Source organism: Pseudomonas sp. EA_105y_Pfl2_R69 (assembly GCF_963970915.1).
Classification (GTDB): Bacteria; Pseudomonadota; Gammaproteobacteria; order Pseudomonadales; family Pseudomonadaceae; genus Aquipseudomonas.
In genome coordinates this window covers 217,010-229,872 of sequence record NZ_CAXAOO010000009.1, presented here as the reverse complement: position 1 = coordinate 229,872, position 12,863 = coordinate 217,010, and the positions used below count along the sequence as shown (strand labels likewise).

The window sequence follows — 12,863 nt, the reverse complement described above, 5'->3', positions numbered from 1 at the left end:
TAAGTGGTGCTGCCGCTGTTATCGGCTCCGTAATTGCCAAGGAAGGCACCCGATACATCCACGCTGTCGTTCAGCGCCAGGTTGGTTTCATCCACTTCCAGGCCCACGTCGAACTGCGAGGCCACGTCGATGCTTGGGCCGTCGTCGCGGAAGGTCAGGAAGCTACCCAGGTTCAGGCTGGCGCTGGCTTGGTCGCCATCGCCATCGGTCACGGTTGCAACCAGTGTGATCGCCCCGCCGGCCACGCTGACTGGATCATTCGGGTTAGTACCGTCCGGGTGTTGCAGGGCGCGCAACTGATCCAGGGTGACATTGCCTGAGCCATCGACACTGACGGTAAAGGCCACTAGACCGGGGTTGCCACCGACCCAGCCTTCGACCACCCCGCCGTTCATGCCCAGCACGATATCCTGGCCGGTGGCTACATCCACCAGGCCGCTCGGTGCGCCCGTGACATTCAACGCGTAGCCAATACTGCCGGCACCGTCGGCACCGAAGGCAGAGCTAAAGGCACCACTGAAATTTACAGTGGCATCGGCGCTCAGATCAGTCTCATCAACTGCAAGGGCATCCAGTTGTGTAGCAGCCAACTCGATATTGGGACCATCGTCATACACCACAACATCCAGCGAAACCGTCGGCGATACATCACCATCGCCATCAACTACCCGCACAGGGAAGCTCTCGCCCACCTGGTCGGTTGCGCCTGTTGCGCCGGCATTACTGTGATCCAGGGTGTTGGCATTAAGGGTGTAAACCCAGTTCCCGGCGGCATCGAACTGCAAGGTGCCGTATACACCTACAACGGTGCCGCCACCCAACACGTTGACCCACACACCATCGGCACCCTGTATTTCAATTCGGGAAACACCATCCGGCGAATTGATAACCAGGCTGCCATAGGTGAACTCGGCAGTGCTGCCCGGGTTACTGCCACTCCCCAAGGCGGCCTCGTCGACTACACCGGGACCAGCCACTACGCCGGGCTGATTACCGCCACCATCGCCACCGGGCGGGCCATCCAGGTAGATCACTTCGACTGCAGGGGAAGAGTCGGGTACTTCAGGTGGAGGAGGCTCGGGAGTATCGAGCAATACATCCGGGTCAGGATTGGGAAACTCGGGGCCGCTCTGCAATCCCGCTGTAGGGAAGCCGATCACCGGATCAAGCTGGCCGCCGACCTCGCCCAACAGAATAAAGGAATGACCGCCGCCCGCGCCGCCCGCAGCGCCACCTGCACCTGGCCCGGCAGCGGTTGCCTCGCCTGCCAGGGTTGGGTCGACGCCGGCTTCAATGGCCGCCTGCAGTTGTTCGACATCGGTTAGATCGCTGTCACTCGGCGCGGCCGGAGAGCTATCGGCAGCCGGCGCTTGCGAGTCGGGACGGGAGGCCAGCATCTGTTCAGTAAGGGTCAGGCTGCTATCACGGCCAAGGGTCAACTGCTGACCATTGGTCATTGCGACCGCGATGGCTCCCGCCGCCCCTGTGACGATCTGCTCGCCGGCATAGACGCGATCACCTTCAACCAGGGGTCGCCGCGTTCCATCGCCGGCTACCGCATAGACTTCGCCTACGACCTGACTGACGACACCAATTAGAGTAGCCATGATTCCATCCTCACTACAGCTGTCGACCACCGCCGACACGTATTTTCAATACGGCCAGAGCACCTTCCGAAGTCGGGATGAAAACAAGAACCGTGAGTGAGCAAGCAACGCCGGTATTTAAAACAAACGCTAACGACAAAAAATTGTCACCAAACCTGCGTCTACTACTCCATCAAACAATTCCCGCCCGAATCGTGTCTGACCACCTGCTAAACTCTGCGTACACCTGCAAGAAGCCCAAAAATTTGAAACCTTCCGTCAGAACAATGTGCTGCTTTTCTCTAAGTGCATAAGATTTTTTCCTCATAAGAGGTGTAATCAATTTTTCTAAGCTACAACTAAAGATGTTCTTAGCTGTGATGTTAGAGGCTCAAACCGGTCCGACAGCTCGACAAGCCATTTTTTTGGCGACTGGATTCAGAACATCTAAAAAGGAGAGTCACCCGATGCGCGTACTCAACCCTCTATGGAGCGCTGTATTACTGGCGTCAATCAGTACACAGGCCCAGGCCATCAGTCTTGCGGAAGCCATCCAGAGCACGTTGGACAACCACCCCGAAGTGCATGCAGGTGCCAACAACCGCCTGTCCTCGGATGAAGACGTGAAGATTGCCAAAGGGGGGTATCTGCCCACTGTCGATCTGCTGGTCGGTTATGGTCGGGAATACACAGACAACCCCACCACCCGAAGTGCAGGCGACCACAACACTGAAACCCTGACTTACGGCACCTCGGAGCTGCGCTTGCGGCAGATGCTGTTCGACGGTTTCAATACACCCAATGAAGTGGCCCGCACCCAGGCGGTGGTCAACTCCCGCGCCTATCGCCTGCTGGGTACCTCGGAGAGCCTGGCACTGAGAACCGTAGAGGTTTACCTGGATGTATTGATGCGCCGCGAAATGCTTGAACTGGCACGCAACAACCTGCAGGCCCATCAGCGCATCAATGACCAGATTGGCTTGCGTAGCCAGCAGGGTGTTGGCAGTACAGCCGACCTTGACCAGTCCGAAGCGCGCCTGGCCTTGGCCCAGAACAACTTCTACACCGAGCAGGTCAACCTCGCGGACGCAGAGGCCAATTTCTTCAGCGCCACTGGCCGTATGCCCGACGAGCTGGAATCCCCTGCTTCGGTCAAGGGCACAATGCCGGAAGACCTCGCTTCGGCACGCCAGACCGTGATGGACAATAACCCCTTCCTGAAATCGGCTCAGGCCGATGTCAGTGCTGCCGAGAAACAATATGAGGTGGCCAAGTCGCCGTTCTACCCACGCCTTGATGTGGAGTTGGCCACCGCGGCCAATGACAACACCCAGGGCATTGGCGGGCACGACAACAGCTGGCGCGCGGCAGTGGTGATGAACTACAACCTGTTCAATGGCATGCGCGACAAGGCCCGGCTGCAATCGGCCGCGCACCAGATCAACGAATCGATGGATATTCGCAACAACGCGCTGCGGGTGCTTAACGAAAACCTGTCCCTGGCCTGGAATGCCATGGACAACGCTCGCCAGCAAACCCCTACCGCCCGTGACTATGCCGACTACACCGCGCGGGTTCGCGAGGCTTACCAGCAGCAGTTCAGCCTGAGCCAGCGCACCCTGCTCGATCTGCTCGACAGTGAAAACGAACTGTTCACCGCCAACCGTCGTTACAGCGAGGTACGTTTCCTCGAAGAGTTCTCCATGTACCGCGTGATTGCTGCAATGGGTGACCTGCTGCGTCAGCAACAGGTTGTAGTCCCGGCTGAAGCTGTAGCTCTGAGCGAAGTGAAGAGCGAGGCGCGTTTGCCGGCAATGAAGTAGTAGTGGCACGGGAGTAGTTCAATTTGACTACCATGGAGCGGCCAGAGGCATCCAGCGACCCGCGTCTCAATCACGATGACCCGTTGCTTGATGGCCTGTTGATACTTTGCAAACTCCACGGCTGCCCGGTCAGCCGTGGCAGCCTGAGTGCCGGCCTGCCGATGCCCGAACAACGCCTGACCCCCTCACTGCTGTCCCGCGCAGCGGCACGGGCGGGCTTGCAAGGGCGGCTGCTACGTCGCGATCTGACCAGCATCTCGCCGCTCAATCTGCCGATCCTGCTGCTGCTGAACGATGGCCGCAGTGCGGTATTACGCCAATGGGGGCCGAAGAACCAGGCGCAGATCCTGCCCTGTGAAACCGATGGCGGCGCGCAATGGGTCGACCGGGAAAAACTGGCTGCCGAGTACAGCGGCCAGGCCTTCTTCGCCCGCCCGCGCCATGACCTGGAAGAAGCCCGTACGCCGCTGATACCGCGTATCGAAGCCTGGTTCCGCGACACCCTCAAACTGTCTCGCTGGCTATATACCGATGCCATGCTGGCCAGTTTGCTGATCAACCTGCTAGGGCTGATGATCCCGCTGTTCGTCATGCAGACCTATGACCGCGTGGTACCCAATCAGGCCACCGCAACGCTCTGGGTACTGGCGCTGGGCCTGTTTATCGCCATGGGCTTCGAGTTGCTGCTGAAGATACTGCGCGCCCACCTGTTGGATACCGCCGGTAAGAAAACCGATGTGGTGCTGTCCGCCACCCTGTTCGAACGCATCACCGGCATGTCGATGAAAGCACGCCCGGCCACAGTTGGCGGTTTCGCGCAAAGCATTCATGACTTCCAGGGACTGCGTGAATTCCTTACCGCCGTGACCCTGACCAGCCTGATCGACCTGCCCTTCTCGTTTCTGATGATTGCGGTGATCTGGCTGATTGGCGACTGGCTGGTGGTGATCCCCCTGCTGGCGTTCCCGATTACCGCGCTTTTCGCCTTTGCCGTGCAGACCCGTCTGCGCGACACAGTGGCCAAGAGCCTGCAACTGGCCTCACAACGCCAGGCCCTGCTGATCGAAACCCTGGGTGGCCTGGAAACCCTGAAAGCCTGCGGCGCGGAAAGCGAACGCCAGCACCAGTGGGAAAAGACCCACGGAGCCCTGACCCGCCTGGACGTACATGCCCGCTCACTGGCGGCCATCGCCACCAACGGCACCATGTTCCTGCAGCAGTTCGCCGGTATGGCGACCATCGTTGCCGGGGTCTACAGCATCATCGCCGGCAATCTAAGCGTCGGTGCCCTGGTGGCCTGCTACATGCTTGGCAGCCGGATCCTCGCTCCCCTCGGTCAGATCGCCGGGCTGATCACCCGTTACCAGCAGGCACGCCTGACCATGGCCAGCACGGACGCACTGATGGCCCTGCCTCAGGAGCGTCAGGCCAAACAGCGCCCGCTGGATCGAACCCAGCTGCAGGGTGCCCTGGAGCTACGCCAAGTTACCTTCAGTTATCCGGGCCAGAGCACACCAGCACTGGCGGGGGTCAGCCTGCGCCTGAATGCCGGCGAACGGGTCGGCATCATCGGCCGTAATGGCTCGGGCAAAAGCACGTTGGCCCGCCTGCTGATGGCGTTTTACAGCGCCGATGAGGGCCAGATCCTGCTCGACAATATCGACCTGCGCCAGCTCGATGTTGCAGATCTACGCCACCAGATCGGCTATGTCGCCCATGACCTACCGCTGTTGGCCGGTAGCCTGCGCGACAACCTGACCCTGGGTGCCCGCTACATCAATGACGCACGCATGCTCGAAGTCGCGGAAATGACCGGTGTAGTGGACCTCGCCCGGCAGCATCCGCAGGGTTTCGACCGCCCCGTGGGCGAGCGCGGCCAGCTGCTTTCCAGCGGCCAGCGCCAGGCCGTGCTGCTGGCCCGGTCTCTGTTACTGGACCCTCCCGTACTGGTGCTGGACGAACCCACCAGCTCCATGGACAACACCAGTGAGGACCTGCTGCGCACCCGCCTACAGACCTGCGCCAAGGGCAAGACCCTGCTGTTGATTACCCACCGTGCCTCCATGCTCAGCCTGGTCGACCGGCTGATCGTGCTGGATAACGGCCATATCGTTGCCGACGGCCCGAAAGAAGCGGTTATCGAAGCGCTGCGCAAAGGCCGGGTCGGCCCGGCTGCGGTCTAGGAATGCAAACATGAACCAGTCGCTTCGCAGCTATTTCGCCAGTTTGCGCCAGCACAAGCAGGATACCGAGTTCATGCCCGAGGTCGACGGCACGATACTCGAAGACTCCCCCTGGTTTACCCGGATCACCGTCTGGGCGGTCAGCGGCTGCCTCCTGGCCGCACTGATCTGGGCCAACTTTGCCGTACTGGAGGAAGTCACCACCGGTGAAGGCAAGGCCATCCCCTCAAGCAAAATCCAGGTTATCCAGAATCTTGAGGGGGGGATCGTCACCGAGATTTTCGTCCGCGAAGGTCAAGTGGTGGAAAAAGGCGATGTATTGCTGCGCCTGGACGACACCCGCTTTATCTCCAATCAGGGCGAAACAGAGGCCGACCGGCTGGCGCTGGTGGCCCGCGTCGAGCGACTGAGCGCAGAGGCGGAGGGTCGCCCCATTGCCATGCCGGAAGAGATTCTGCGCAAGGCCCCACAACTGGCCGAAGACGAACTAGCCCTGTACCAGTCGCGCCAGGGCTACCTGCAGAGCGAACAGCGCACACTGGGCGAACAACTGCGGCAAAAAAGCCAGGAACTGGCCGAGTTCCGTTCAAAATCGCAGCAATACCGCGCCAGCATGGGGCTGCTTCAGCAGGAGCTGAACATGTCACAACCCCTGGTCGCTAGCGGTGCCATTTCCCAGGTTGAAATTCTTCGCTTGCGCCGCAGCCTGATTGAAATACGCGGCTCGCTGGACGCCACCAATCTGGCCATCCCCAGGGCCGAATCGGCGATGGCCGAAATCAAAAGCAAGATCGAGGAGTCCGAACTGGGCTTTCGCTCCGATGCCTTCAGGGAACTCAACGAAATCCGCACCGAACTGACCAAACTCACCTCGACCAGCGTCGCGATCCAGGACCGGGTCAGCCGCACCACCGTGGCCTCGCCTGTGCGCGGGGTGATCAAGCAACTCAAGGTCAACACCATAGGCGGCGTCGTCCAACCGGGCAGCGACATGCTGGAAATCGTCCCCCTGGACGACAGCCTGTTGGTCGAAGCCAAGGTGCGGCCCCAGGATGTGGCCTTCCTTCACCCCGGGCAGAAAGCCATGGTCAAGTTCAGCGCCTACGACTTCACCATCTATGGCGGTATGAAAGCCAACCTGGAATTGATCAGCGCCGACACCATCACCGATGAAGAAGGCAAGAGCTTCTACCTGATTCAGGTTCGCACCGACAAAAGTCACCTGGGCAGCGACGAGCATCCGCTGCTGATCATTCCCGGCATGGTGGCCACCGTGGACATCATCACCGGCAAGAAGAGCGTACTGGATTACCTGCTCAAACCGGTGCTCAAGGCCCGCGCCGAAGCGCTGCGCGAACGCTAGAAGCGGCTCGCGGGGCGTGCAAGCAATGCTTTAAGTAGCCCGGATGCAATCCGGGGAAGTCCAGCGCCTACAAACCCGCTCCCGGATTGCGCCAAGGCTTACCCGGGCTACAAGGCTGTAGGAATCACTCCACTGATTAAGACTGCGCCTGTGCCGCATCGCGGTGATTACGCTGGTAGGTTTCGTCCCCCATCGCCCTAATCTGCCCCTCGATCAGGGCCTCGAATGGCCTGAGCAAGGCATCGAACTGCGTCGGGGTTTCCAGGGTTTCAAGCGCACTGACAATGGCCTCGATGGTCGAAAGCGCGCCCGCTTGCGGTGCCTTGCGCAATCGGTAGCGCGACTGCAGGCCAGATTCCAGGCTGACCCGCGGCAAGGCAGCCAGCAGCGGATTGCAGTGCAGCAGCTTACGCGCCTTGCGCCAGGTGCCATCGGGCACCACCAATAGAGTCGACCGCCCAGCCGCTTGCTCGGCGAATTGCGCCAACGGCAGCGCGCCCTCCCCCGGAAACAGCAAGCAGGCCTGATAGCCGGGTTGATTGAGCAGCGCAGGCATGTCCTCGAATACTTCGCCCACCCGCAACTCGGCATTGAGCAGCCCCAGCGCAGCCAGACGTGCGGTATTCAGGGCATGCCTGACCTCACTGGGGTGCTGCAGGATCAATACGCAGGTACGGCTTTCCAGGCGAGGAACAAGGGCGCACAGGCAGTGGGCGAGCGGGCGGGTGCAGGCGGGGCAGACAAGGCGTGACATGGGCATCTCCTGATGCCCTGCAGTTTGCCATAAGCCTGACCAGGTACGGCGTTGCGGCGTAGGCGAATTCGCGCACTGGCCTTGCACGGCAAGGCCAGTGCGCGTCCCTCTAGGCCGTCAAACCAGGGTCTGTCAAAACGGCTAGAGCCTGCCGTGATACAGCACCGACTGGCGGTTTAGCGATTGAACCGTTCTGCCAGGCTATGCAGATAATCGGCCATCCCCTCCAGCTCCTGGCCAATAGCGGCACCCTGGTGAGCCTGCTCGGCACTGCGGTCGGAGAGCTGGGCAATCTGGGTGATCTGCCGGCTGATATCCTCGGCCACATGGCTTTGCTGCTCGGAAGCGGCGGCCATCTGCTGGCTCATGCCGGTAATCCGGCTGACGGCCTCGCTGATGCCATCCAGGGCGGTACGCACCGCCTCGACGCTCTCGACGCTTTCACGGGAAATGGTTTCGCCTTTGCCGGCGGTCACCACCGCTCGCTCGGCCCCGGCCCGCAGTGAAGCGATGATCTGGTGGATCTGTTCGGTCGACTGCCGGGTGCGCGATGCCAGCGAACGCACCTCGTCAGCCACCACGGCAAAACCGCGGCCCTGCTCGCCCGCCCGTGCGGCCTCGATCGCCGCGTTGAGCGCCAGTAAGTTGGTCTGTTCGGCAATCGAGGTGATGACATCCGCCACGCTGCCAATTGATTGAGTGGAGTTGGCCAGATCATTGACCGCCTGGCCAATATCCACCACGGCCTTGGCCATATGCTGCATGGACTCCAGGCTGCCGCTGGCCAGTTGCAAACCCTGTTTGGCAAGGCGGTCGGCCTCTTCGGCAGCATGGGAGGTGTTCTGCACGTTATGCGTCACCTCCTGGATAGTTGCGGCCATCTGATTGATCGCGGTGGCCGATTGATCGGTTTCACTACGCTGCTGATCGAGCATCTCGGCGTTGGAGCGCGACAGCCCGGCGGACTTGCTCGCATGCGTCTTGACGCTCTCCCCGGCATCCTCGATCCGTGTCAGGGCGGTCTGCAGGCGTGCATCTTCACTGATCATGGCCATATCGAGCAGCGCCTGGGCCCCGCGATTGTCGCTGTAGGTCAGCGCGACCAGAGCACTGGTAAAGGCCTTCGGATGCTCGGCCAGGGTCGCGCGGATCAAGCGACGCTTGTCATAGAGCTGGTAAGCACCCAGGGCAAACAGCACCGCGGCGATAAAGCCCGACAACCAGGGTCCCTTGAGCAGGGGCTGGGCTCCGAGAATGCTCAGGCCGCTGAGAATCAGTGGCCATGACTGCATAACACCCAGTGTCCAAGACTCCAGCCTGGGCACTGGCGGCTTGCCCTCGCGCAAGCGTGCATAGAGCTTTTCGGCACGGCGCTTCTGCTGCTCGCTCGGCAAGGAGCGCACCGACTCATAACCGGCTACCCGGCCATTCTCGTAGATAGGTGTGACATAGGCACTGACCCAGTAGAAATCGCCATTTTTCGACCGGTTCTTGACGATGCCCATCCAGGGCTTGCCCTGCTTGATGACCTCCCACATATGACCGAACACCGCAGGTGGCATATCGGGATGGCGCACCAGGTTATGCGGTTGACCAATCAGCTCTTCGCGGGTAAAGCCGCTGATCGCGACAAAGGCATCGTTACAGTAGGTGATGATGCTGTTCAGATCGGTGGTGGAGATTAGCCGCTCATTCTGGGCAAAGGTCGTTTCCCGCTGAGTTACCGGAAGATTCTGGCGCATGGGCTATCCCTGTCGGAGCTGGTGATATGTTTATAACTACCCTGCTAGGTCTAGCACAACGCCAGCATTGCGCTAGCGCGTGCCCAGTAGATTTCTGCCTGACAACGACTGTCGCCCAGGTGCGTTTACCCGGGCCGTTCGTCAGCGACGACCTGACCGAGCCGCAGACTACAGCAGTCGCCACCAGGCACTGTGGGATTTCATGGAAAGCAGCGAAACCGGGCACGGCAATCAGCCATACCGACAGTTAGCAAACAGCAGCGAACCTGCCCTGCGCGACGCCTGTGCAACCAGGTCGATCAACGCCGCCGAGGCGGTTTCAGGCCGCCTTTATCGTCACGCACGGGAACAGGTTGCAGCGTCGGCCGGTCAAGCAGGCCGAGCGCAACCAGCAGGTCATGCAAGACACTTTGCAACTTGGCGATCATGGGACACCCTCCTGCCAAGGACTACGATAAAGCGCATGTGCGCCTGATCTGAGCCTAGCTCAATCTGCAAGAAATGCCGCCCAGGCAGGCATCCTATTTGAGCCTTGCAACGCTGCCCGCAGGCGGCTCAATACTCCTTGTCGGCCTGTTCGGCCTTGCGCCTGTAAGGGAAAACGTCGATCACCTTGCCGGCACGGATCGCCTCCTGCAGGCTTCTCCAGTAGTCGGCGTCATACAGTTCGCCATGCAACTGGCTGAACAGCTTGCGCTGCTTTATATCGGCGAACAGGAAGGGCGGAAACTCTTCGGGGAACACATCCAGCGGAGCCACCGAATACCAGGGTTCGCAAGCCATTTCGTCCTCGGGATAACGCGGCGGCGGAATACGCCGGAAATTGGCCTCGGTGAGAAAGCAGATCTCGTCGTAGTCGTAGAACACCACCCGACCGTGGCGGGTCACGCCGAAGTTCTTCAGCAGCATATCGCCGGGGAAGATATTCGCCGCCGCCAGCTGCTTGATTGCCAGGCCGTAATCGTCCAGCGCCTCACGCACCTGAGCCTCGCTGGCGCTTTCGACATACATGTTCAGCGGGGTCATGCGTCGCTCGGTCCAGCAGTGGCGCACCAGCACCGTATCGCCCTCCACCACCACGGTGGAGGGTGCCACCTCCAGCAGCTCGGCCAGACACTCGGGCTCGAACTTGGACAAGGGAAAGCGAAAATCGGCGAACTCCTGGGTATCGGCCATGCGCCCGACCCGGTCAACGGTTTTCACCAGGCGGTACTTCTCGATCACCGTGCCGCGGTCGACGTTTTTCGACGGCGAGAAGCGGTCCTTGATGATCTTGAACACGGTATTGAAACCCGGCAGGGTGAACACGCTCATCACCATGCCGCGCACCCCGGGGGCCATGATGAACTTGTCGTCGGTGGTGGCCAGGTGGTTGATCAGGGCGCGGTAGAACTCCGACTTGCCATGTTTGTAGAAGCCGATCGAGGTGTACAGCTCGGCGATATGCTTGCCCGGCAGAATGCGCTTGAGAAAGCTGACGAACTCCGCCGGATAGCCGACCCGCACCATGAAATAGGAGCGGGTGAAGGAGAAGATGATCGACACCTCAGCCTCGTCGGTGATCAGCGCATCGATCTGGATACCCTGGCCTTCGCGGTGCAGCAGTGGAATCACCAGCGGCCATTGCTCGTCGCGAGTGTAGATGCGCCCGACCAGATAGGCCCCCTTGTTGCGATACAGCCGCGAGGCGAACAGCTCGATACGCAGCTCCGGGTCCTTGCATACCCAGTCCGGCAGGCTGGCGTGCAGCTGTTTGAGCAAACGCCGCAGATCGCGCTCCAGGTCCTCATAGCCCACCTCGAAGCTGAAATCCTCGAACACCTGACGCAGGGCCTGCTCCATATTGCCCAGGGGCTCGTAGACCCGGGTCTGTGGAGCTCGCACGTTACCGCGCAGGGATGGCCGCGTGGTGTGGATAAACATGCAACCGTCATTGATCTGGTCATGGCTGAACAGGCTGCAGAAGATCGAGTTGAACCAGGTTTCCGCCAGTTCGTCGTCGTAGCGCGGGTCGATCAGGGCGATATAGGCCGACTTGACCAGGGGCCACTGCACCACATCCAGCAGCACCTCGACGGTATAGGCCTGGCGCAGGCCTGCGCTGACCGCGCCGACGCACTCTTCATAGAGGGCGATACGGGCCGCCGAGGCCTGCTGGATCTCCTGCCACTGCGCCTGCTCGAAACGCACCCGCGCACCATTGGTGATCTGGCGGAACTGCTCACGATAATCGTCAAAACCATCGAGGATAAGCTGGGCGATAGCACCAGCGGGCCATTGCTGCGGCATGAACGAACCTCTGCGCGAAGAAAGACGGAGCACCCAGCGAGCTTAGCCAGTGGCGGCGGCAAGTAAAAGCCGGTAAAGACCGTAACGGGCCTTATCTGCGGCGAAATATTGGCCAACCGCTTTTTGAAAGCGTTATTCGAATTGCCTTGATGCCCCGGCCAGGCAACACTGCGCGGCCTTCTCAATCGCTATGGAGTCTGTCGTGCGCCTTGCCGACCTGCTGCGTCTGCTCTTGCTGGCTGCCATCTGGGGCGCAAGCTTTCTGTTTATGCGCATTGTCGCGCCGGTGCTTGGCAGCATGCCGACGGCCTTCTTCCGCGCCAGCTTCGGCATGCTCGGCCTGCTCGCGATTTTGCTGCTGATGCGGGTCAGCTGGGATTTTCGCGGCAAGCTCAAACAGTGCCTGGTGCTGGGCGTGATCAATGCCGGCCTGCCCTCGGCCATGTACTGCATGGCCGCCCTGGTGCTGCCGGCGGGCTACTCGTCGATTCTGAACGCCACGACCCCGATGATGGGAGTGCTGATCGGCATGCTGTTCTTCGCCGAGGCGCTGACCCTGAGCAAGGCCGCCGGCGTGGCCATCGGTCTGTTTGGTGTGGCAGTACTGACCCGCACCGGGCCGGTCGAATTTGACCTGGAGCTGCTGCTGGGTGCGGCAGCCTGCCTGGTGGCGACCACCTGCTATGGCTTTGCCGGCTTCCTCACCCGCCGCTGGATCGGCCAACAGGGCGGTCTGGACAACCGCCTGACCGCCTTCGCCAGCCTCTGTGGTGCCAGCCTGTTCCTGCTGCCCTTGTTCGCCGGCGCGCTGACCCTGCAGCCACCGGCCAGTTGGGGCGGCCTGGATGTGTGGCTGTCCCTGGCGAGCCTGGGGCTTATCTGCACCGCCTTCGCCTATGTCCTGTATTTCCGTCTGCTCAGCGATATCGGCCCGATCAAGGCCTCGACCACCACCTTTCTGATCCCACCCTTTGGCGTGCTCTGGGGCTGGTTGCTGCTCGACGAACCGCTGTCCTGGGCCTACCTGTATGGCGGCGTATTGATCATGATCGCGCTGTGGCTGGTGGTGCGGCCCACAGCGACCCCAGCGACAATTAAAACCAGTTGAACCTACAGGTTCGGC

At 60.8% G+C, this 12,863-nt stretch carries 8 protein-coding genes and 2 pseudogenes; 4 read left to right on the top strand and 6 right to left on the bottom strand.

All coding sequences use genetic code 11. From position 1 onward, the window contains the following. The coding region (locus AACY13_RS21500) for a retention module-containing protein (protein ID WP_339463614.1) at nucleotides 1-1,607 on the bottom strand (1,607 nt) is incomplete at its 3' end. Nucleotides 1,608-2,053: 446 nt separating this feature from the next. Between AACY13_RS21500 and AACY13_RS21495 the strand changes: the two genes are divergently transcribed. The 3 genes from AACY13_RS21495 to AACY13_RS21485 are packed head-to-tail and all read left to right on the top strand — an operon-like array spanning nucleotide 2,054 to nucleotide 6,955. Continuing rightward, the gene (locus AACY13_RS21495) at nucleotides 2,054-3,409 is read left to right on the top strand and encodes a TolC family outer membrane protein (RefSeq protein ID WP_339463613.1); all 1,356 of its coding nucleotides are present in this window, start codon (nucleotides 2,054-2,056) and stop codon (nucleotides 3,407-3,409) included. A gap of 32 nt (nucleotides 3,410-3,441) precedes the next feature. Next, a complete protein-coding gene (locus AACY13_RS21490) occupies nucleotides 3,442-5,592 on the top strand; it encodes a type I secretion system permease/ATPase (RefSeq protein ID WP_339463627.1) in 2,151 nt (716 codons plus the stop codon). Nucleotides 5,593-5,602: 10 nt separating this feature from the next. Further along, entirely contained in the window at nucleotides 5,603-6,955 is a 1,353-nt protein-coding gene (locus tag AACY13_RS21485; protein ID WP_339463612.1) for an HlyD family type I secretion periplasmic adaptor subunit, read from the top strand. 136 nt (nucleotides 6,956-7,091) lie between these two features. Here the strand turns inward: AACY13_RS21485 and AACY13_RS21480 are convergent, their stop codons facing one another. The 5 genes and pseudogenes from AACY13_RS21480 to aceK form a co-directional block, all read right to left on the bottom strand. Beyond that, a complete protein-coding gene (locus AACY13_RS21480; RefSeq protein ID WP_339463611.1) occupies nucleotides 7,092-7,709 on the bottom strand; it encodes a tRNA-uridine aminocarboxypropyltransferase in 618 nt (205 codons plus the stop codon). Between the two features lie 176 nt (nucleotides 7,710-7,885). Continuing rightward, nucleotides 7,886-8,854, bottom strand: a pseudogene (locus AACY13_RS22755) (methyl-accepting chemotaxis protein); the annotation flags it as partial. Between the two features lie 315 nt (nucleotides 8,855-9,169). Then, nucleotides 9,170-9,451: pseudogene (locus tag AACY13_RS22750) on the bottom strand (PAS domain-containing protein); the annotation flags it as partial. A gap of 299 nt (nucleotides 9,452-9,750) precedes the next feature. Then, nucleotides 9,751-9,879: a PA1414 family protein gene (locus tag AACY13_RS21470; RefSeq protein ID WP_339463609.1), complete on the bottom strand. Its 129-nt coding sequence runs from the start codon at nucleotides 9,877-9,879 to the stop codon at nucleotides 9,751-9,753. Between the two features lie 127 nt (nucleotides 9,880-10,006). After that, on the bottom strand, nucleotides 10,007-11,740 hold the full coding sequence (gene aceK, locus AACY13_RS21465) for a bifunctional isocitrate dehydrogenase kinase/phosphatase (protein ID WP_339463608.1): 1,734 nt from the start codon (nucleotides 11,738-11,740) through the stop codon (nucleotides 10,007-10,009). Nucleotides 11,741-11,942: 202 nt separating this feature from the next. On the opposite strand from aceK, the gene AACY13_RS21460 reads away from it, so the two are divergent. Then, entirely contained in the window at nucleotides 11,943-12,848 is a 906-nt protein-coding gene (locus tag AACY13_RS21460; protein ID WP_339463607.1) for a DMT family transporter, read from the top strand. The last annotated feature ends 15 nt before the right edge of the window (nucleotides 12,849-12,863 follow it).